Annotated in this window: 25 protein-coding genes; 9 read left to right on the top strand and 16 right to left on the bottom strand. The window is 66.4% G+C overall.

The window, feature by feature from the left end:
* Window positions 1–219 precede the first annotated feature (219 nt).
* A complete protein-coding gene (locus NL126_RS01125) occupies window positions 220–570 on the bottom strand; it encodes a HalOD1 output domain-containing protein (protein ID WP_255197061.1) in 351 nt (116 codons plus the stop codon).
* 65 nt (window positions 571–635) lie between these two features.
* Complete coding sequence (locus tag NL126_RS01130; protein WP_255197062.1) at window positions 636–1301, bottom strand: bacterio-opsin activator domain-containing protein; 666 nt, start codon at window positions 1299–1301, stop codon at window positions 636–638.
* A gap of 400 nt (window positions 1302–1701) precedes the next feature.
* Here NL126_RS01130 and NL126_RS01135 point away from each other — a divergent pair, with 400 nt between their 5' ends.
* On the top strand, window positions 1702–2214 hold the full coding sequence (locus tag NL126_RS01135) for a hypothetical protein (RefSeq protein WP_255197063.1): 513 nt from the start codon (window positions 1702–1704) through the stop codon (window positions 2212–2214).
* A gap of 199 nt (window positions 2215–2413) precedes the next feature.
* On the opposite strand, the gene proS is transcribed toward NL126_RS01135, so the two are convergent.
* The 6 genes from proS to NL126_RS01165 form a co-directional block, all read right to left on the bottom strand.
* Window positions 2414–3889: a proline--tRNA ligase gene (proS, locus tag NL126_RS01140; RefSeq protein WP_255197064.1), complete on the bottom strand. Its 1476-nt coding sequence runs from the start codon at window positions 3887–3889 to the stop codon at window positions 2414–2416.
* A 276-nt stretch (window positions 3890–4165) separates the two neighbouring features.
* Window positions 4166–4393, bottom strand: a complete 228-nt coding sequence (locus NL126_RS01145; RefSeq protein ID WP_255197065.1) for a DUF2061 domain-containing protein — start codon at window positions 4391–4393, stop codon at window positions 4166–4168.
* A gap of 75 nt (window positions 4394–4468) precedes the next feature.
* Entirely contained in the window at window positions 4469–4831 is a 363-nt protein-coding gene (locus NL126_RS01150; RefSeq protein ID WP_255197066.1) for an AzlD domain-containing protein, read from the bottom strand.
* On the bottom strand, window positions 4828–5505 hold the full coding sequence (locus NL126_RS01155; protein WP_255197067.1) for an AzlC family ABC transporter permease: 678 nt from the start codon (window positions 5503–5505) through the stop codon (window positions 4828–4830). The genes NL126_RS01150 and NL126_RS01155 overlap by 4 nt, the downstream gene beginning before the upstream one ends.
* A gap of 52 nt (window positions 5506–5557) precedes the next feature.
* Window positions 5558–6067 (bottom strand): cupin domain-containing protein, encoded by a 510-nt coding sequence (locus NL126_RS01160; RefSeq protein WP_255197068.1) that lies wholly within the window; start codon window positions 6065–6067, stop codon window positions 5558–5560.
* 46 nt (window positions 6068–6113) lie between these two features.
* Complete coding sequence (locus NL126_RS01165; protein ID WP_255197069.1) at window positions 6114–6599, bottom strand: DUF7984 family protein; 486 nt, start codon at window positions 6597–6599, stop codon at window positions 6114–6116.
* A 285-nt stretch (window positions 6600–6884) separates the two neighbouring features.
* Between NL126_RS01165 and NL126_RS01170 the strand changes: the two genes are divergently transcribed.
* Entirely contained in the window at window positions 6885–8810 is a 1926-nt protein-coding gene (locus tag NL126_RS01170; protein WP_255197070.1) for a beta-CASP ribonuclease aCPSF1, read from the top strand.
* A gap of 9 nt (window positions 8811–8819) precedes the next feature.
* Here the strand turns inward: NL126_RS01170 and NL126_RS01175 are convergent, their stop codons facing one another.
* The gene (locus NL126_RS01175; protein ID WP_255197071.1) at window positions 8820–9134 is read right to left on the bottom strand and encodes a hypothetical protein; all 315 of its coding nucleotides are present in this window, start codon (window positions 9132–9134) and stop codon (window positions 8820–8822) included.
* A 138-nt stretch (window positions 9135–9272) separates the two neighbouring features.
* Between NL126_RS01175 and NL126_RS01180 the strand changes: the two genes are divergently transcribed.
* The 3 genes from NL126_RS01180 (at window position 9273) to NL126_RS01190 (ending at window position 10887) form a co-directional block, all read left to right on the top strand.
* On the top strand, window positions 9273–9989 hold the full coding sequence (locus tag NL126_RS01180; protein ID WP_255197072.1) for a DsbA family protein: 717 nt from the start codon (window positions 9273–9275) through the stop codon (window positions 9987–9989).
* Window positions 9973–10380, top strand: a complete 408-nt coding sequence (locus NL126_RS01185) for a disulfide bond formation protein B (protein ID WP_255197073.1) — start codon at window positions 9973–9975, stop codon at window positions 10378–10380. The genes NL126_RS01180 and NL126_RS01185 overlap by 17 nt, the downstream gene beginning before the upstream one ends.
* 123 nt (window positions 10381–10503) lie before the next feature.
* Window positions 10504–10887: a hypothetical protein gene (locus NL126_RS01190; protein WP_255197074.1), complete on the top strand. Its 384-nt coding sequence runs from the start codon at window positions 10504–10506 to the stop codon at window positions 10885–10887.
* A 73-nt stretch (window positions 10888–10960) separates the two neighbouring features.
* Here the strand turns inward: NL126_RS01190 and NL126_RS01195 are convergent, their stop codons facing one another.
* The 5 genes from NL126_RS01195 to NL126_RS01215 form a co-directional block, all read right to left on the bottom strand.
* Window positions 10961–11764: an endonuclease III domain-containing protein gene (locus tag NL126_RS01195; RefSeq protein ID WP_255197075.1), complete on the bottom strand. Its 804-nt coding sequence runs from the start codon at window positions 11762–11764 to the stop codon at window positions 10961–10963.
* Window positions 11765–11821: 57 nt separating this feature from the next.
* A complete protein-coding gene (locus tag NL126_RS01200; RefSeq protein ID WP_255197076.1) occupies window positions 11822–12391 on the bottom strand; it encodes a VIT1/CCC1 transporter family protein in 570 nt (189 codons plus the stop codon).
* Between the two features lie 4 nt (window positions 12392–12395).
* The gene (locus tag NL126_RS01205) at window positions 12396–12683 is read right to left on the bottom strand and encodes a DUF211 domain-containing protein (RefSeq protein ID WP_255197077.1); all 288 of its coding nucleotides are present in this window, start codon (window positions 12681–12683) and stop codon (window positions 12396–12398) included.
* A gap of 49 nt (window positions 12684–12732) precedes the next feature.
* Complete coding sequence (locus NL126_RS01210) at window positions 12733–14160, bottom strand: NAD(P)/FAD-dependent oxidoreductase (RefSeq protein WP_350355475.1); 1428 nt, start codon at window positions 14158–14160, stop codon at window positions 12733–12735.
* 78 nt (window positions 14161–14238) lie between these two features.
* Entirely contained in the window at window positions 14239–14652 is a 414-nt protein-coding gene (locus tag NL126_RS01215; RefSeq protein WP_255197078.1) for a DUF371 domain-containing protein, read from the bottom strand.
* 357 nt (window positions 14653–15009) lie between these two features.
* Here NL126_RS01215 and NL126_RS01220 point away from each other — a divergent pair, with 357 nt between their 5' ends.
* The 4 genes from NL126_RS01220 (at window position 15010) to NL126_RS01235 (ending at window position 19199) form a co-directional block, all read left to right on the top strand.
* Window positions 15010–15900, top strand: coding sequence for a coiled-coil protein (locus NL126_RS01220; protein ID WP_255197079.1), 891 nt, complete (start codon window positions 15010–15012; stop codon window positions 15898–15900).
* A gap of 370 nt (window positions 15901–16270) precedes the next feature.
* Window positions 16271–17260: a signal peptide peptidase SppA gene (sppA, locus tag NL126_RS01225; protein WP_255197080.1), complete on the top strand. Its 990-nt coding sequence runs from the start codon at window positions 16271–16273 to the stop codon at window positions 17258–17260.
* 51 nt (window positions 17261–17311) lie between these two features.
* A complete protein-coding gene (locus tag NL126_RS01230) occupies window positions 17312–18436 on the top strand; it encodes a DUF373 family protein (RefSeq protein ID WP_255197081.1) in 1125 nt (374 codons plus the stop codon).
* A gap of 43 nt (window positions 18437–18479) precedes the next feature.
* Window positions 18480–19199, top strand: coding sequence for a diphthine--ammonia ligase (locus NL126_RS01235; RefSeq protein ID WP_255197082.1), 720 nt, complete (start codon window positions 18480–18482; stop codon window positions 19197–19199).
* A 26-nt stretch (window positions 19200–19225) separates the two neighbouring features.
* On the opposite strand, the gene NL126_RS01240 is transcribed toward NL126_RS01235, so the two are convergent.
* The gene (locus NL126_RS01240) at window positions 19226–19489 is read right to left on the bottom strand and encodes a DUF378 domain-containing protein (protein WP_255197083.1); all 264 of its coding nucleotides are present in this window, start codon (window positions 19487–19489) and stop codon (window positions 19226–19228) included.
* Between the two features lie 103 nt (window positions 19490–19592).
* A complete protein-coding gene (locus NL126_RS01245) occupies window positions 19593–20570 on the bottom strand; it encodes a nucleotidyltransferase family protein (protein ID WP_255197084.1) in 978 nt (325 codons plus the stop codon).
* Window positions 20571–20583 lie beyond the last annotated feature (13 nt).

Consider the following 20583-nt stretch of genomic DNA (forward strand, 5'->3'; position numbering starts at 1 on the left):
GGTTGACTAACCCCCAGCAAGGTGCCTAATATCAATATTAAGAATTGGGCTCCGGGGTTAAAACGTCCTGTCTCGTGGGCAGTTCGTAGTCGATTCGTTCGTGTATCGCCCGTATAGTGCTGACGAACGTGGAAATATTGGACGGACGTGGATACGAAACGTTCACGGTCTGTAGAGTTTCACGGTCGTTCACGGGTCTCGGTGGGGGGTCGCGTTGCGTCAGTCGCTCGCTACGTCCGACGTGGCGTCGGCGGGTTCGACGTGAATCGTCCCATCGCTCCGGACCGTGACCGCGTAGCCGTGATACGGGAACGTGACCGTACCGGACGGCAGCGCCCGGTCGGGCGCGTCCGGTGTGAACAACGCGTCGAGCGCATCGGGGTCGATAGCCGAATAGAGGGGAGTGATAGTGTCGGCACGGCCGATTCCGGACGTTGGCGACAAGTCGGGTATCGGACTGACCCCCGACGCGGCTGCGACGGCCTGCACGACACCGCTGCTTACCCGTTCGCTATCGGAGAGCTGGTAGGTGAAGCCCGAGTCGCTGGCCCGGTGGGACGTGTCGGTCATGGTGGTCGGTAGTCCCGTCGTACGGGTCAGTCTCGCCGTTACCTATGCAATCCCGTTATACCGACTCACTCGCCGCCGGGCGGGCCGTGGATGAGCGTGCTAGCGATGAGGTTTCGATAGCCGCGGCGGAGTCGTGACGACAGCGCCTGTCGCGTGATTCCGAGCTGCGCGGCGAGGGACTGCTGGTCGGTCGCAGAGGGGTCGCGATAGTACCCCTCCCGGTAGGCGAGCACGAGCGCGGCGTGCTGTTGGGGCGTGAGGTTGTACTCGGTGCCGGTCACCATCTCGGAGAGCCGACTGAGCCGCCTGAGCGTCACGTTGATGTCGTGGTCGGAACAGTACTGCTGGAAGTCCGAGAACTGAACGGCGCGTTCGGCGCGCAGTTCGAACGTCCAGCCCTCGACCGATCCCGTCGCAGCGAGGACCGTCACCCCGGTCGCCGGAATCGCACTCATGATGCCCAGGTGGTCGGGCTGCCACTCGGCGCGGAACAGCCCCTTGGTCCCCAAGTCCTCCATCAACGCTGCCGACCGAATCTCGGGGAGGCCGTCGAACACCTCCCGGATGGCCGCCATGTCACCGCCAGCGTCGTTGACCCAGAAGTACGGCATCACCGTGTCATCGCTCGGGACGACCCGGTCCAGTTCGAGCGTCGCCTCGGGCCGGGGGTCGAACACGGCTCCGAGCGGGAAGTCGGCCGGCGGAATCGTGAACTCGGCAATCGATGCCATAGCCCGGCTTCGACGGCACGGCGCTTCAATCCCCGTTCGACCTATCAGGGAATCGTCCTGCTGAGACGACGAGAGGCGACCGCGGACGGGTGGCTCGGTAGTTCTTCGCGAAGTACGCCGAGGGGTTATCAGATTCGTATTCGTACCAGCGGCAAAGACGCAATACTGGGCGGCAAAGTCGGCGTTCGTCGGCGAGAAGGTGCTCGACACTCCTACTGAGCTAGACCAACTCATGGACACTGAGCAGTTTGAGCGGATAATTAAAGGAGGCTACATGAATATGAGTGCGAAGTAAATCACCGAGTAATCAGCAAGTATCTACATTGAATTAGTAGCTAATCGACCCTCTCTTGTTGATATATCCCAAACATATATACAGGCCGACATTGACGTTTGTTTGATGGGAACTCGGTCAGGACTTCAGTCACAGGTTGACCCACTCTGGACAGAAGACGAACTGGATGACTTCCTCAATCTCCAAGGAGGGGCCATCATCAGCAAAGAGAAAAAGCAACGTGACGCACTGGCCAAGCAGATCGAACAACAGTCCACCTATCCGACATCGAACATTCGGAGGCTCATTTCTGCGATGCTTGGGTGGAAGAACAACAGCGCAGCGGTTGCGCTATGGTCAGGGCACATAGAGAAAGCCGAGGAAATTCGCGGGAGACCCTATCGAGACGCGAAAGACGTCGAGGATGCTCTGATTGAGCGAGTGGTACAACCTGCTTACGAAGAGCAGGATATCGACAAGATGGAAGCGATGGAGGGAACGCTTCCCATCATGGAGACATCTGTAATCGCACAACTCCGGCCCGAAATCTGGAAGAACGAACAGAAGGCCCGGAAGCGAGTACAAGAGGCTATCGACGAATACGTGGAGAAGAAGAACTGGAACGAGCCATCCGGCTAGCTAAATCGTTCAGTATCCGAAACGCGAGCATACTCACCGCTCTATTGTGCCATCGAGTCCTGCGCTGCAACTGCTACAATAGCTGTAGAGACGATTGATGACGCCGTCCTTCGTGGCGGCGCTGTTCTTTGGGCCCCCGAGTAACCGCTTCGCTCAACGAGTTGAGAGAAAGAAGTTGAGGAACGTTTCTATAAGCAGCTCAGTAGTTCTTGGCGAAGTACGCCGTCTCCGTCGCTTCCTCGCCACAGACCCCGCAGGTGTCGTGGACGGGCTCCTCGTCGTCGTCGAGCGGGAGCATGACGATTTCGGCGGCGATCTGGTCCTTGATTTCGGCCTCGCAGTCCTCGTTCCCACACCAGCCAGTTTTGACGTAGCCGCCGTGCTGGCCGATCGTTCCCAGAATCTCGTTGCGGCCGTGCGCCTCGTGGATGTGGTCCTCGAGGTTCTCCTCGGCGGCGGCGTACAGTTTCGCGTACACCGTATCGAGCGCCTCCTCGGTGGCCTCCACGAGGTCGTCACGCGAGGCGACCTCGTTCTCGCCGTCGGGACGGTGGACGAGCGTGATCTCCTCGTCTTCGACCTCGTTGGGGCCGACCTCGATGCGGACGGGGACGCCCTTCAGCTCCCACTCGTTGAACTTGAAGCCGGGGTTGCGCTCCTCGCGGTCGTCGAGTTCGACCCGAACGCCGGCGTCGTCGAGGTCCGCGGCCAGTCCCGCACAGTACTCGAGCACCTCCTCGCGGGTGTCCTCCTGCCAGATGGGGACGATGACGACCTGTTCGGGCGCGAGCTTGGGGGGCAGGACGAGCCCCTGGTCGTCGGAGTGGGTCATGATGAGCCCGCCGAGTGCGCGCCACGACAGCCCCCACGAGGTCGTGTGACAGACCTTCTCCTCCTCGTCCTCGGCGCGGTAGGTGAGGTCGTACGCCTCCGCGAAGCCGGTGCCGAGGTAGTGACTCGTGCAGGCCTGCAGCGACTTCCCGTCGGGCATCATCGCCTCGACGGTCGTGGTGGTGTCGGCGCCGGGGAACTTGTCGTGGTTGGGCTTGCGACCCTTCAGCCCGGGCATCGCCAGCACCTCCTCGTACAGCCGGTGGTACTGGTCGAGGCGGGTCATCGTCTCGTCCCACGCTTCCTCCTCGGTCTCGTGGGCGGTGTGGCCCTCCTGCCAGAGGAACTCCTTCGTGCGGATGAACGGCTTCGTGTCGGTGGCCTCCCACCGCACGACCGAACACCACTGATTGAGTTGGAGCGGGAGGTCACGGTGCGAGCGCGTCCACTGGGCCATGTACGGCGTGATGATGGACTCCGAGGTGGGGCGGATGGCGAGTCGCTCCTCTAACTCCTCGTGGCCGCCGTGAGTGACCCACGCGACCTCGGGGTCGAACCCCTCGACGATGTCCTTCTCCGCTTCGAGGTACGACTCGGGAATCATCATCGGGAAGTAGGCGTTCTGCGCGCCCTCCTCCTTGAACCAGCCGTCGAGGTAGTTCTGGAGTCGCTCCCACAGCGCGTAGCCGCGGGGGCGACAGACGATGAACCCGCCCATCGGCGCGTAGTCCGCGAGGGCCGCCTTCTGGACGACCTCGGCGTACCACTTCCCGGTACTGTACTCCTTGGACTCGGTGATGCCGAGCTCCTGGTCGGATTGCTCGTTCTGCTCGGTGTCGCTCATATCTTGTTGTGATTCAGGGATGGCTTAAACACGGTGCGTTTCGCTCGCCAGGATTCATCGGTTCGGTGTTGGGTGTCGAGCCCGAAGCTGGAACTGCCGATGGGATCAGCAATCGCTCTCACGTTGTCGTGCCAACAACCGACCAGGTCGAGTGATAGTGGGTAGCCTAGCGGCCACCCGGTGGGAGGAGGGGGCGGACGACGACGAAGACGCGTCCGGACATGGTCGGAGACAGTTCCGCACAGGGCTTAACCGTACCGCACCCGTGCCACATCATCACAACCCCCACGCGATGCGGTCCCAGAGCCGCTCGTAGCCGTAGTACGTCAGCGTCTTCACGACGTTCGTCAGCAGGCCGATGGAGAGCGCGTCGCTCACGTCGCCGACGACGAGATACGCGACGGTGATAGAGACGAGCACCATCACCAGCCGGTAGCACGCGGTCTTCACGACCGCGCGCCGACGCGCCTGCAGCGGCGCACGGAACTGCCTGTGGAGATTCACACCAGATAGAGGCTGGGAAGCGTAAGAAACCACTCGGAGTTTCAAATTTTATATAGAGTAACTGATTTGAGTTACTTAGATGGACCCCAGCAGCAGTAGCGCAACCATCCCAGCGACGATGGTGGCGAGGATGTCCTCGGTGTACCACGCGACGACTGCCGCCACGATACCCGCGAGCAGACGGTCGCTGCCGAACAGTTCGCCGAGCGCAGCGACTGGGCCGAGCCCCGTCTCGACCACGGGCGTTCCCTCGACGGTGAGGAACGCCGGCACCACGAGCGCCGCCAGCACCGCGGCGGGGACGAGTCGCAACAGCCGTTCGGCCCGCGGCGGCACGTCGAACCGCTCGTAGAGGAAGATGAACGACGCGCGGATGGCGAACGTTCCGAGCCCCCCGAGGACGATGGCCGTCCAGATGACGAGGTCCGAGGCAGTCACGCGCCCACCTCCTCGACGGTGAATCCGGCGACGAGCCCGGACATCGCGCCGACCAACAGCCCGAGTTCGAAGGGGACGCCCACGGCGAGCGTCGCCACCACCCCACCGACGATGGCGGCCGTCCCGGTGGCGGCGTCCTCGAGGTTCGGCACGAGCAGCGCGAGGAACGTCAGCGGGACCCCGAACTCCAGCGGTAGCCAGTCGGGGACGTTCGCCCCGAGGACGAGCCCCACGACCGTACACACCTGCCAGACGACCCACAGCGGCAGCGCCGCCCCGAGGAAGAACGCGACCTCAGACACCGCCGACCCCCGAAAGCGCGTCACCGAGAGCGCATACGTCTGGTCGGTTAGCACGTAGGCGACGAGCGAGCGGACCCGTGCCGTGACCCCCTCGAAGTGCGGTGCGATGGAGGCGCTGTACATCGTCATCCGCAGGTTGATGACGAGGATGATGGCGACGACGATGGGGAGCGGCGACCCCCCGCCCAGGAGTTCGATGGCGGCAAGCTGCGCCGCCCCTGCGAACACGATCACGGAGAGCCCAACCGCTTGCGCCGGCGAGAGCCCGGCGTTCACCGCCGCGGCCCCGGCGACGAGCCCGAAGGGGACGACGCCCACGAGGACGGGGACGACCGTGCGCGCCCCCTCCAGAAAGTCGCCGCGGCGAGTCATAGCTGACCCTCCACCGTTCGGCGTGAAGGTGGTGTCGGTTCCGCGGTCCGCCTCAAAACAGGTCGGTGCCGCACTCGTTGCAGTAGACGTTCATCACGCCGTTCGCATCCGGCTCCTCGACGCCGTGACTGGTAACCTCGCCGCACTCCGAACAGGGCGCGAACGATTCGAGGTCCTCCCAGTTGTGCTGGGCGCCGGGCGCACCGATGGCGAGGCCGCGAACCTGCTCGTCGGTCTTGTTCCGGCCACACTGGAACTGGCTCGGGGGAAAGCGGACGAGTTCGCCCGCCTCGACCTCGACTTCGGCCGACGCCTGTGGGTCGGCGTCGTCGCCCGGTGGGGGGCCGACCTCGAACGTCGCCGTCCCGTCGACGACGTAGAACACCTCCTCCTGGTCGTGGTGGGTGTGGTACCCCCCGGAGAACTGCTCGCCGGGTTCGAGTTCGTAGAACGCGAGCGAGACGTCCTCGGTGCCGAGCGCATCCGAGAGCGACCGGCGGACGCTGTTGACGCCGAGCGGGTTCGGCTCGTTCGGTGCCTCGTCGATGGCGACCTTCTCCATACGCGAACCCGCGACGCCACGGGCAAAGCGTTGTGGGCGGCGGCAGTTACTCCGGCGGGACTGCGAACGGACTCTCAGTCTCGGTCCACGCCCATCCCGGGAGCCGGGTTTGAAAGCCCGCGGCGAGCGCCGCGTCGAGGTCGTCTTGCCCGGCCGCCTCAGCCGCGTCGCCGTGGGTGTAGACGTCCGCGACGTGGAACGTCGCCTCGGCCAGAAGTGAGAGCGGCTGGCCGCCCGCGATAGTCGCCGCGAGTTCTCTACCGAGGAGTTCGTCGACGACGAACCCCGGGTAGTCGCCCTCGACGTCGAGGTCGCGGAGCAGCCCCGCGAGTCCCGCGACGTTCACCGCGACATCGCCATCCGCGAACACCGCGTCGACCTCCCGTTCGTACTGTTCGTCGGTGACGTGGCCGACGTCGGTGTCGAACGCGACGGCGAGCCGGTCACGGGTCGAATTGATGAGCGGGACGACCCGCTCGTTGTCACGAACGCGGTCACGCTCGGCGCGGACGGTGGCCGGAGAGATTCGCATGAACGACACTGTCGTGGGGATGCCCAAGAAGGGTTCCACCCCGGCAGAACGCCTCGCGCCGGTGTGACCGACAGTGGCAATTTGCGAAGGCTTTTATATCAACAGCGGTGTACCACCGAACAAGCGGGTTTTCCGGTCACCAGTGTCCCGCAGTCGCCCTCTGATGGGTGGCGAGCCTCTCGGAACTACACTCCACATGAGAACGTTTGTTACAAGATGTGCGTCGTCCCGGGCCATCCGGCCCACGGAAGCGGCGCACCACGACCGGAACCCTCTCCAGTAGATATGAGCTCAGTAGAGCGGCAACTCGAAGATTTGAAAGAAGAGATCGCGAGCGAAGTACCCGACCACATCTCCATCTCGGACGTGACCTACGAGGGTCCCGAACTGGTCGTCTACACGCGCGACCCGAAGGAGTTCGCCAGCGACGGCGACCTCGTCCGGCGACTCGCCTCCAAACTCCGCAAGCGAATCACCGTCCGCCCCGACCCGGACGTCCTCTCCCGACCCGAATCGGCCGAACAGACCATCCGCGAGGTCATCCCCGAGGAGGCGGGCGTCACGGACCTCGACTTCCACGCCGACACCGGCGAGGTCGTCATCGAGGCGCAGAAGCCCGGCATGGTCATCGGCCGCCACGGCTCGACCCTCCGCGAAATCACCCAGAAGGTCGGCTGGACCCCCGAGGTCGTTCGGACGCCACCGATCGAGTCCTCGACCGTCTCGAACGTCCGCAACTTCCTGAAACAGGAGCGCGAAGAACGTCGTGACATCCTCGAGCGAATCGGTCGGCAGATCCACCGCCGCGAGATGTCCGACGACGAGTGGGTCCGAATCACCACGCTCGGCTGCTGCCGCGAGGTCGGCCGGGCTGCGTTCATCCTCTCGACGCCAGAGACCCGCATTCTCATCGACTGTGGTGACAAGCCCGGCGCGGAAGGCGAGGTCCCCTACCTGCAGGTGCCCGAGGCGCTCGGGGCCGGTGCACAGACCATCGACGCCGTCGTCCTCACCCACGCCCACCTCGACCACTCCGCGTTCATTCCCCTCCTGTTCAAATACGGCTACGACGGGCCCATCTACTGCACCGAGCCCACCCGCGACCTGATGGGGCTTCTCACCCTGGACTACCTCGACGTCGCCGCGAAGGAGGGTCGGGCGCCCCCGTACGAGTCCGAGATGGTCCGCGAGGCCATCAAGCACACCATCCCCCTCGAGTACGGTGACGTGACGGACATCGCGCCGGACATCAAGCTCACCTTCCACAACGCGGGCCACATTCTCGGGAGCGCGGTCTCGCACTTCCACATCGGCGACGGCCTCTACAACGTCGCCTTCTCCGGTGACATCCACTACTCCGACACGCGGCTGTTCAACGGCGCGGTCAACGAGTTCCCGCGCGTCGAGACGCTCGTGCTGGAGTCGACCTACGGGGGACGAAACGACTACCAGACCGACCAGGAGGACTCCGAACGCAAGCTGAAGAAGGTTATCAACGAGACGTACGAGCGCGACGGCAAGGTGGTGATTCCGGCGTTCGCCGTCGGGCGCTCACAGGAGATCATGCTCGTCCTCGAACAGGCGATGCGCGACGGCGACATCCCGGAGATGCCGGTCCACCTCGACGGGATGATCTGGGAGGCGACGGCCATCCACACGACGTACCCCGAGTACCTCCGTGACGACCTCCGCGACCGCATCTTCCACGACGACGAGAACCCGTTCCTCGCCGAGCAGTTCAACCACATCGACGGCGGCGAGGAGGAGCGACAGGACGTCGCCGACGGCGACCCGGCCATCATCCTCTCGACCTCCGGGATGGTCACCGGCGGGCCCATCATGTCGTGGCTCCGCCACCTCGGTGGCGACGAGCGCAACCGGATGGTGTTCGTCGGCTACCAGGCGCAGGGGACCCTCGGTCGCAGAATCCAGAACGGCTGGGACGAGATCCCCATCAACGACCGGCAGAACGGCGGGCGCGGCAACACCCTGAAGCTGAAGATGGACGTCGAGACCGTCGACGGCTTCTCCGGCCACGCCGACCGTCAGGGGCTCGAGAACTTCGTCCGCACCATGAACCCCCGCCCGGAGAAGGTGCTGTGTGTCCACGGCGACGAGTCCTCCACGCAGGACCTCTCCTCGGCACTCTACCACGAGTTCAACATGCGGACGTTCGCGCCGAAGAACCTCGAGACGTTCCGGTTCAAGTAGCCCGGGGCGTCACACCAACTCGTTTTCTGCGAGCGCTCGGACCGCGTCGCCGAGCTCCGTGAAGAACAGCCGCCACCAGAGATACCAACCGAGGAGGAACGTGCCGACGAGCGCGTGGACGCCCTCCAATCGGGTGTCCGGGAACGCGAACCGACTGTAGCCGTCAGCACCACCGGGAAACAGCCCCGGGAGTGCCGTGCCGAGGGCGTCGGTGGCGACGGACGTGACAGCGGCGATGGCGATCGCAACCACCACGAACTCCGCGGCGAACCGTCGCCCCGCGGGGTCACCCAACACCACCGAGAGCTCGTCGAGGGCGGACATACACCGGCCTCTCGGGCGGCCCACTTCAATCGTGGCTCCCTCGGCCGGCTGCTCACGGACACGAGGAGCCGCCGTGCCACGACCGATGTTGGATGGATGTACCAGAACGCATAGGAACGCGCGGCCTCACCTCCGACCATGCACACCTCCCGACGCGCGTTCCTCGGTGCCGTCGCTGGCACGTCGACCGCGCTCGCTGGCTGTACTGGTCTCTTCGGTGGTGGCGGCGCTCGGGTCTCACCGAGCGGCGACCCGCTGGAGTCGCCCGCGGCCAACGCCCCCCTCCCCGACGACGCGAGCGACCGGACCTACGCGGCGATGGGCACCGGCGGTCCCGAAGTCGTCTACTTCGGGAGCTGGAAGTGCCCGTTCTGTGCCGAGTTCGCCGTCGGCTCCGACCGCGTGCTCTCGCTGTCGACCATCGTGACCGACTACGTCGAGCCGGGCAACCTCCAGTTGACGTACCGGTGTCTCGCGTACACCACGAACGGCGACCCGTTCCTCGGGCAGGACGCACCGCGGGCCGCCCGTGCGGGCCTCTCCGTCTGGAACCGGGCCCCCGAGGCGTACTGGGGGTACCACGAGTACGTCATGGCGAACCAGCCACCCGAGTCCGAGACGTGGGCGACGACCGACCGCCTCGTCGGGTTCGCCGAGTCGGCGAACGTCTCGGACACCGCGGGCGTCCGTGACGACCTCGAGAACGGCCAGTTCGAGGAGCCGGTTCGGGCGAACACCTCGGCGTTCGCCGATGCGGGCGGCAGCGGGACCCCGACGCTCCTCGTCGACGGCGAGACCTACAGCCCGTTCGAGCCGGACAAGACCCGGCAGGCGCTCGATGCGCTGGCCGAGTGACCGGCGACTGCTGGGTGCCGCCACAGCCGTCGCCACCGTCGCCACGGCCGGCAGCCTCTACTTCAGCCTCGGGATGGGGCTGTACCCCTGTGAGCTCTGCTGGTACCAGCGCATCCTGATGTACCCGCTCGTGGTCGTCCTCGGGGTCGCCACACTCGACGACCGGCTCCCCCACCGGACGGTCCTCCCGCTCTCGGTTCCGGGGCTCGCGCTCGCGGCGTACCACTCGTACCTGCAGGCGACGGCGACGAGTTGCGGCTTCGGTGGCCCCTGTGCGACGGTCCAGTTCCGGCTCCCGGTGCTCGGGTTGACCATCCCCAACCTCTCGTTGCTCGGCTTCCTGTTCGTGACCGTGCTGGTCGTCGCGGCGTGGCGGTCGCCCAACGTCTAGGCGAACGAGACTGTTTCACGGCCGAGACGGCCGCCGTCCGGGGACTAGGTCGGGAAACGCCCCGGAACCGTCCCACCGCTTATCGGTCCCGTAACTTTCCCCGAAGCGGTCGTACGCGGTGCCATGGGTCAGAACCCTGGCGGTCAGCAGACGAACGGCGGACAGCCAGCCCAGCAGAGCCAGCAGTCGACGGACCAACAGTCGAGCCAGCAGCCGAATCAGCAGGGACAGCAGGACCAGCAGGGACAGCAGACCCAACAGACCCAGCAGCACGACACCGGCGAGCGCATCGCGAGCTGGTTCACCGAGACCGTCGTGCGGACGGCGGTCGCGGTGTTCGGTGTCGCCCTCCTGCTGTTCGCGCTCGGACAGCTCGCTGGCGTCGAACTGCTCAGCATCGTGGGTGAGTTCCTCACCTCGAGCACTGGCGCGTGGTTGTTCATCGCGTTCTTCGGGATGTTGCTGCTCGTCGCAGCGAGCAAGAGCTGGAACATCAGCCGACAGTAACCCACCGGAGAACCGCTCTGAACTGCCGGACGGCCCATGTCCATTCTTTCGGACCGACCACACGCAGACAGCGTCAGCCGTCGACGCCCTCGCTCGGATCGACCACCTCGCCGGCCTCCGGGTAGACCCCGACCTGGTCGCAGAGGTCGCCCATCGGGCAGGCGTCCGGGTCGTCGAGGCATGCAGGGTTCCGCGCCGTGCAGTACTCGCGGCCGAACTGAATCATCGCGGTGTGGCCGAACCCACACTTCTCTGCGGGCACGTCGCGCTCCAGGTGCTCACGAACCGCCTCGTGGTCGGCGTCCGGTGGCGCGATACCGAGCCGGCGGGCGATGCGGTGGACGTGGGTATCGACGGGGAAGACGCCGTCGCGCCCGCCCGAGAACAGCAGGACGCAGTCGGCGGTCTTCGGGCCGACGCCCTTCATGTCGAGCAGTGCGCCGCGAACCGTCTCAGGGTCCTCGTCCTTGACGAAGCGGTCGAAGCCATCGGCCCCACCGTACTCGTCGACGACGCGCTGGGCGAGTCGAATGATGGTCTCGGATTTCTGGTTGTAGAGCCCCGCCGACGAGATGGTCTCGGCGAGTTCGGCCTGGTCGGCGTCGGCGAGCGTCGCTGCCAACGCTCCCCCACCGTACCGCGCCATCAGGCTGTCGTGCGCGGGCTGGCTCGCCTTGTCGCTGGTGTTCTGTGAGAGCACCGTCCGGACGAGACACTCGAACGCCTGCTGGCCGCCGTACGTCTTCTGCCAGTACAGTTCGCCGAGGCGGTCGACCACTGCCTCGGCACGGGTGTGCGCGTCGCCCGGCTCGAACGGGGCGAACGCACCGCCACCCGACGCACCTCCGGAGATGTTCTCGGCGGGCTCGTCGTCCATACCGGCGGTTCGAGCGGGAGGGACAAGAGCGTGGCCGACGCGGAACCCGACGAACCACTACCCGACGATCAGGTTTATCGCGGCGACGACGACGCCGGCGAGCGCCATCCGACCGGCCGAGACGTACCAGCGCTGTCCGGCGACGGTTCCCATGTACGCACCGAAGACACCGAGGAGCCCGACCGCGAGCGCGACCGAGACCGCGGCCATCGTCCAGAGGTCGAGGAACGCACCCGCGAGGACGAACGGGCTCAGCGGGAGGAAGATGCCGACGAGGGGGCCGGCACCGCTCGCGACCGCGTGGAACAGGCGGCCGCCCTGCTGGCGGCGCTGGATGCGAGTGTCGTCGAGGTCGACGAGCATCGCGGCTTCGAGCTCGTGGATCTCCGCGGCGGTCTCCGCGCGCTCGATCTCCCAGACGCTCCACACCGCCGAGGTGCCGAGTCCGACTGCCGCGCCGACGCCGATCTTGACGATCTCGGGGCTCCCGGCGACTCCCGTGAGCACGGAGCCGAGGACGATGCCGATGCAGGTGAGTGTGCCGTCGAAGCCGTTCGAGACGAAGTAGCGTCGGCCGATGGCCCGGACCGACGGCCGACCGAGCGCAGCGCGCAACGAGTCGAGCATCCGCTCAGTCCTGCAGGGTTCGCGACTCGTCGACCAGCCGCGACCCGCAGGCCACCTCGTCGACGGAGTGGACCGAGCCGCCGAGTCCGTCGACCGTGTCCTCGATGGCGTCGAGGTCGAGATCCGGGCCCTCGATGGTGAGTTTCACGTTCTGCACCTCGCGGTCGAGCTCGATGACGGTGGCGTTGACGCCGTCGACGCCGTCGGTGGCTGCGACGGCGTCAGCGAACTCGACGAGGTCGGGGTCGTGTGGCTTCAGGACATCGACGACGACGCGGCGGAGCACGGGCATGGCTCCCGAGTCGACCCGCGAACGCAAAAAGCCGACCCCGCGTGCGGGCTCACTCCGCGTCGTCGTCGGACGGGCGACCGAACACCGCACCGAACAGCCCGACCGAGTCGGCGAGCGCACGCCCCATCGCGTTGGCCGGACTACCGGGGGCGGTGCGGTCGGCGAGCCGCGTCAACGCCGTGAGGTCGACCCCTTGGGCGGGAGCGACCGCCTCCAGCAGCCCGAGTGCGGGAACCGCGAGTGGGACCTCCAGTTCGCTCGGGGAGGCCGGGTCGGTGCCCTGTGTCAGGTGATCGGTCTGTAGTGCGGTCACGAGCCGGGCCACGGCGTCCGATCCGGTCGGCCATCCGAGTTCGTGGTTGACGAGCGTCGACGCCGCCTCGATTTCGCCGACCGAGCCGAGGTGGCCCGCCCCGATGACGGCCTTCGCCGCGCGGGCGGGGTCGCCGCTCAGGACGACCGGGCCGACTTGTGCGACCGCGCCGTCGCCCACGGAGGCGACCCAGCCGACGCTGTCGAACGTGAAGGCGTCGAACGGGTTGTCACCGGCGGCGTCGGTCGGTCCCTCGGTCACCAGTCGCTCGGCGTTGCGGGCGGCGACGCGTGCCTCACGGACGGCGGCTTGTGCCGTCGCAGGCACTTGCTTGGCGGCGGCGTCGGTCACGCGAGCGGCGTCGCCGACGACGAACGTCGACTCGCCGACGCGGAGGTCCGCGCCGACCGACGGTCGCGTGCCACCGAGCGCGGCCGGGCCGCCGATGCCGCCGGTCCAGACGAACACGTCGTACGGGAGCGTGCGGTCGTCGGCGAGCGCAATCTCGTCCTCGGTGGCAGACTCGACGGTCGTCCCCGTCTCGACGGTGACCCCGCGGTCCGTGAGTTCCCGGTCGAGTGCGGCCGCGAACGCCGTGTCGAACCCCGGTGCGACGCGGTCGGCCTGTTCGAGGAGGGTCACGTCAAGGGCGATGTCCTCCTCGTCGCCGAGCGCCGCGAGTTCGCCCGCGAGCTGGACGCCCGAGAGCCCCGCACCGCCGACGACCACGCGGCCGCCGTCGTCCGCAGCCAGCACGCCCTGCCGGATGGCGAAGGCGTCGTCGAGCGACTTGAGGGGGGTGGCGTGGGCTTCGACGCCGGGCAGCCCGTAGAAGGCAGTCTCGCTCCCGAGACAGACGGCCGCGGCATCGTAGTCGAGTTCCTCGGTCCCGGTGTCGGTGTCGAGCGTCGCCACGCCCGCGTCGGTGTCGACGTCGGTGACGCGCGCCTGTCTGACTGTGGCGCGGTCGAAGAGGTCTTCGAGCGGGACCGTGATGACCTCCGCGAGGTCCGGGTGACGGACGACGCGGTGGAGTTCGTGCAGGACGAGATGGTCGGGAGAGGCGTCGACGACGACGAGGTCGACGTCGTCGGAGAGGCGCCGCTCGAGGCGGCGGGCGACCGTCAGGCCGGCGTAGCCGGCACCGAGTACAGCGACGCGCATACGTCGCCAAGGGGCGACCGACACAAAGGCGTGCCGTCCGTGTCAGTCGATGGGTCAGTCGCGCGGGCAGCCGATGGCTCACTCGACGCGGAAGGTACAGACGAGGGCCGCGCCGTCGCCGAGCGCCGCCACGAGCTCGCGGTCGATGCCCTCGGCGGCCGTGTCCGCACCGACCATCACTGTTCGGTCGTCGACGTAGTCGCTGGTCCGGGCGACCATGCTGCGGTCGTTCTCGAACGTGAGGTCGGGGTGGCCTCGTCCCCGGACGACCTGCTCGTGGCCGTCGGCGCGGAGGGTGGCCTCGATGGTCGCGTCGTGGCTCTGACAGGCGTCGACGAATTCGGAATCGAAGTCGGCGGGGACGGGCTCGGCCTCGACGCCGATGATGCAGTCCCCTGCAGGGGTGAGCCAGTCGTCGCTCGTGAGCTCCCACGTGCTCGCGTGGGCGGCCGTGACGTGTTCGTGTCCGGTCGCGTGGACGCGTTGTTCCATGTTCGACGGGAGACAGCGGGGCCACTTGAGCGCCGCCGTTTGCCTCGCCCGGTGGGCCGCCCCACGCCCTCCCCGGCCATCGCCTGGAGTATATATACCACCCGTCAGCAGTTTATATATCAACAGCGAAACCGTGCCAACCCCTGACGGGGCCTCGTACGGCGTTTGGTAGCCGTTTACACCCCTCATCCGCTGCAAAAACTTTAAATACAAACAGATTGTACACAGAAGTACCAGAACGCCACCGGCGTTCAGCATCGCTAGCCGACCAGAATGACAGGGAAGCCTGCTTGTCCGACGGTTGCACCTTTTCGAGCCGATGCTGCGCTCGGTGCGGTAATGGAATAGATAGTAACCATGGCAGAGAGCATCAACGAATCCGACAACGTAGCACTCACAGACGACGACCTCGAGACCGAAAACAAAGGGAAACTTATCAAGAAAGCTGGACAGCTCCGTGACCGACGGAACGAGCTGAACCAGATGGCCTCCGAGCGCGCCTCCAAGCGCGACGAGCTCAACGCGAAGACCCGCGAGAAGGTCGACGAGGCACAGGAGCACCGCGAGAAGCGCGACGAGCTCAACGAGCAGGTCCAGGAGCACAAGAAGAAGCGCAACGACCTGAACGCGAAGGCCAACGAACTGTTCGACAAGGTCGACGGCCTGAAGGACGACCTCGAGCTCAACGAGGGCAAGAGCGTCGAGCAGCTCAAGAAGGAGATCGAGGAGCTCGAGTTCAAGCAGCAGACCGAGGTGCTCTCGACCGAGGACGAGCGCGAGCTCATCGAGAAGATCGAGCAGAAGCGCGAGAAGCTGGCCGAGCGCAAGGAGAAGCTCGACCAGTCCGGCGACCTCGAGGACGTCAAGGAGAAGGCCCAGGAAGTGCGCGCACAGGCGAGCGAGCACCACCAGAAGGTGACGGAGCTCGCGGACAAGGCTCAGGAGCACCACAACCAGATGATCGAGGCCTACCGCGAGGCCGACGAGATCCGTGACGACGCCGACGAGTGGCACGAGAAGTTCGTCGAGGCGCAGGAAGCCGCCGACCGCCACCACGAGGACTTCGTCCGCGTCCAGAAGCGCCTCCGCGAGATGGACAAGGAAGAGGAGTCCGAGCGGAAGGAGGAGCGCGAGGCCAAGAAGGAAGAGGCCCGCGCCGAGGCCGAAGAGATCTACGAGGCGTTCCAGAACGGCGAGACCCTCGACACCGAGGACCTGATGAAGCTCCAGAAGACGGGGCTGCTCTAAACGCGATTCGCACACGTTCTCTCAAGTATTCGCCGAGCGAGCGACAGCGACGGCGCTCTCATCGGACAGCAACCGCCAGACAGCCGCGCTGCTCGGGAACGTGAAAACGGCCCGGCGCGCGGCGGTGGGGGGAGAGGATTCGCGCGCCAGGGTCGAGGGAGTAGGTGCACCCTGACTAAGGTGCAATCGTCAGTTTCACGCCGGGACTATATATAAATGCCTGTCTACGAGATGTCAAAAATCCGCGGAGGGGACCCGACCCATTCGAACGGATAGCGCCGGCGCGCCTGCGAATACGAGAGTGACTCGGCGCCTCGGGTTACATGAAGACGACACGCCCCTTTATCCACTGCCGGACCGGAGTCCGGGTATGAACGACACCAGTGACCGGGTCGGGCGCGTCTTCATCCTCGTCGTGGTGGTGGTGCTCGCGGTGCTGGTCGCCTTCGAGCTGCTCGTCGACTACCCCACCGACGGGGCGGACCTCGTCGGCGTCTTGCTCGTGCTCGCGACGATACCGCTCGCCGCCCGAGCCGCCGGCCGCCTCGCCGGCTCGGTGTTCCCGAGCTACAACGTCGCCGAAGTCGCGGTCGAGGGGCCGATCACCCGCGACGGTGGGGGGGGCATCCCGACGGGGCCGGTCGGGCAAGGCGCCGACAGCGTGGTCGACCAGCTCGACCGCGCGGCCGCGGACGGCAACGTCGACGCGCTCCTCCTCAAACTGAACACGCCGGGGGGCGAGATCGTCCCGAGCGACGACATCCGGCTCGCTGTCGACCGGTTCGACGGCCCCACCATCGCGTACACCACGGACGTCTGTGCGTCGGGCGGCTACCACATCGCGAGCGCCTGCGACGAGCTGTACGCGAGAGCGGGGAGCATCGTCGGCTCCATCGGCGTCCGGGGGTCGCGGTTCACCGCGACGGGACTGCTCGACACGCTCGGCGTCGACTACGAGCAGTTCACCGCCGGCGAGTTCAAGGAAGCGGGCGTCCCCTTCACCGAACTCGACGAGGACGAGCGGGCGTACCTCCAGGACCTCATCGACGGCCACTACGAGACCTTCGTGGAGACCGTCGCCGAGGCGCGCGGGATGGACCCCGAGTTCCTCCGGTCGACGGAGGCGAAGGTGTACCTCGGCGAGGAAGCGCGCGAACTCGGCCTCGTGGACGCTATCGGAACCCGCGACGACGCCGAGGACCGCGTCGAGGAGCTGCTCGGAACCGACATCGCCGTCCGCGAGTTCCAGCCGCCAACGGGGCTCGCCGCCCGGATGCGCGGCGGGGCGAGCGCGATGGCGTACGCGTTCGGCCGCGGGCTGGCCGACACGGTCGACGGCGACGCGGAGTTCCGGCTGTAACCGCCGCAACCGACTACAGGGTTTTTACCGCTGCGACGGTCCCATTCGAGTGTGACCACCCTCGTGCTGTGTGTCGACCGCGACGGCGGGCTGACCGACGAGCCCGTGGTGGGGTGGGAAGCCGTCCGCGCGCTCGTCACCGACGTGGGCATCGACGACCCGGAGGACTCGCGGGTCAACTGCCTGCTGGAGAGCCTGAAGGTCGCCCGCGACCTCCGCGACGAGAACGAGGAGGCCATCGTGGGCGTCGTCTCCGGGCGCGGTGACGCCATCTCCACCGACCGCTCCGTCGCCCGCGGCGTCGACCAGCTGATCGCGCGTTACGACCCCGACTCCGCCATCATCGTCGTCAACAGCGCCGAGGCCGAGCGACTGGTCCCCATCATCGAGTCGCGCGTCCGCGTGGACGCCGTCGACCGCGTCGTCGTCCGGCAGAGCCACGACATCGAGTCGACGTACTACGTCCTCAAGCAGTTCCTCGCCGACGAGGAGCTCCGGTCGACGGTGCTCGTGCCCCTGGGCGCCGCACTCTTGGCGTTCCCTCTCCTGCTGTTCCTCGCGGAGTCCATCACCGTCGCCATCGCCGTCGTCGTCGCCGTCCTCGGCACCTTCCTGCTGTACAAGGGGCTGGGTATCGGCGACTTCGTCGCCACCCTCCCTGGTGCCGTCCGCGACGCCTTCTATTCGGGGCAGGTGTCGCTCGTCACCTACGTCATCGGACTCGGGCTCGCGCTCGTCGGGCTGTTCGCGGGCGCCATCGCCGTCTCGCCGCTCGGGAACACCAGCGTGTTCCTCACGGTGATGCAGTTCGTCTTCGACGCCGTCCCGTGGCTCGGAGCGGCGGCGCTGGCCGCGTCGACCGGCCGACTACTGGACGAACTGCTCGGCGACGAGGGAGTCCATGGGGCGCTGCTCAACCTGCCGTTCGGCGTCGTCGCCGTCGGCCTCGTCGTCCGCGGGTTCACTGCCTACTTCCTCGAACGCGCGGGCGAGATCCCCGCACTCACCGTCCCACGGCTCACCCTCGGTGCGCTCACCGTCGACCCGATTACGCTCTCGGTCTGGGAGCGGCTCGCGCTGTTCGTCGTCACTGGCGTCGTCGTCTCGCTCGTCGGCGTCCGATTCGCCTCCTACCTCTCGGCGCGCGAGCTCGAAGGCGTGCCCGAGAACACCTGACGCGAGACGGAGAGCCTATCTTCCCGTACCCGTACCCGAACACATGAGCGACAGCGCACCGTGGGTGAGCCTCTTTTCGGGCGGGAAGGACTCCTCGTGGGCACTCTATCAGGCGCTCGAAGCGGGCCACCCCGTCGAGCGGCTGGTCACGGTTCACCCCGCGGGCGACTCCTACATGTATCACACGCCGGCGACGCATCTGACGGCGCTCGCCGCCGAGTCAGTCGGTATCGACCTGCTCGACGTCCACCCCGAGGACTTCGAGGCCGAACACGCTGTGGAGAGCGGCGAGCAGGGCGACCGCGAGCTCGAGCCGCTGGAGCGCGCGCTCGAATCGCTCGCCGAGGAGTGGGGGGGAATCGGTGGCATCACCGCGGGCGCCGTCGAGAGCGAGTACCAGACGTCGCGGATTCAGGCGATGTGTGACCGACTCGGCGCCGACCTGTTCGCGCCGCTGTGGCAGGAAGACCCCCGCGACCTCGCGGACGCCATGCTCGATGCGGGCTTCGAAATCAAAATCCTGCAGGTCGCCGCCTACGGCCTCGACGAGTCGTGGCTGGGCCGGACGCTCGATGCCGAAGCCATCGCGGAACTGGAAGCCCTCCACGACGACTACGGCGTCCACATCCTCGGTGAGGGGGGTGAGTTCGAGACGTTCGTGGTGGACGGACCGCACATGGCCCGGCGAATCGAACTCGAATACGACACCGTCTGGGACGGGGATAGAGGCCACGTCGAAATCACTGACGCGCGGCTCGCCTAGCCACTACTGACGGAAAAAGTGGGTCGCTACGTGGGCTGCTTGCTCGGCATCTCGCGGGCGCTGTAGAGCTGGTACGCGAAGTACAGCTCGTAGAGCCCGGCGACGCCGACCAGCAGGTAGACGAGGTTCTCGACGACCGGAATCGACCCGAAGATCAGGTTGACGAGGTTCCAGTTGGCGTCGATGAATCCACCGATACCGACGAGCCCCCAGTTGATGGCACCGACGATGACGAGTGCCAGCGAGAGCCAGTCGACCGCGTTGACGCGGAGTCGGCCTTCTGATTGCATCTGGGTACACCTCCGATGCTACCGACGTCGTCCAGTCGAAAAGTAATAACGCGCGTACCCGAAGAAAGCCCAGCTTTCGTCCGTGACCGGCGTCTCGGCCCCGCTACTGGGTTCGTGTGCCGCTGTTCGTCAGCTTCGTGTGCGCGCCGACGAGTGCGCCCGCGAGGTCGACGTTCGCGACGTGCGTCTCCTCGTCGATGATGGAGTCGTGGACCTCACAGTCCTTCACCGTCGCGTTCGGGAACACGACGCTGTCCTCGATAATCGAGTCCTCGATGTGCGCGCCGGGCATGACGTGGACGTTGTCGCGGATCTCGGAGTCGACGACCTCGGCGTCGGCGGCGACGAGCGACTCGCCACCGAGTGCCCACGCGACCGCCTCCAGATACGACTGGGGCGTCCCGATGTCGTACCACGCGTCGTCGAACGGGAAGGCGTACACCTCGTCGTTCTCGACGAGCCACTTGATGTACCAGCCCGGCTCGTCGGGGTTGTTGCCGTCGCCCAGGTACTCGCCGAATCGGAGCGACTCGCGGGGAAAGGCGTAGCAGGCGATGGAGACGAGCGTGCTCGGGGGGTTGTCGGGTTTCTCCTCTAGGGCGACGACGCGGTCGCCGTCGACGTCGATGACGCCGTAGGAGGTGGCGCGTTCGAGGGTGCCGACGTCGTACGCCGCGAGCGTGGTCTGGCCCTTCGACTCGAAGAAGTCGATGAACTCGGAGACGTCGAACCCCATGAGGTTGTCGCCCGCGATGACGAGCATGTCGTCGTCGACCCCTTCGCGGTCGACGAGCTGGCCGAGCGCACCGACGACGCCGAACTTCTCGTCCTCGTCGGTGGTGTCCTCGACCGAGAGCGTGAGCTTCTGGAACTCGCTGTCCGCGATGTACGCCTCGAACTCCTCGGCGAACGCCTCGTTGGTGGAGACGAACACTTCGTCGATGCGCTCGTCCGCTTCGAGACCCGCGAAAATGCGGTCGATGACGGTCGTCTCGCCTACCGGCAGCAACATCTTCGGCCGGTGGCGGGTGATCGGCCACAGGCGCGTCGCGTACCCCCCTGCTAGCACGACAGCTTTCATGGCCCCAACGTCA

It is taken from the genome of Halorarius litoreus (assembly GCF_024362405.1).
GTDB lineage: Archaea > Halobacteriota > Halobacteria > Halobacteriales > Haloarculaceae > Halorarius > Halorarius litoreus.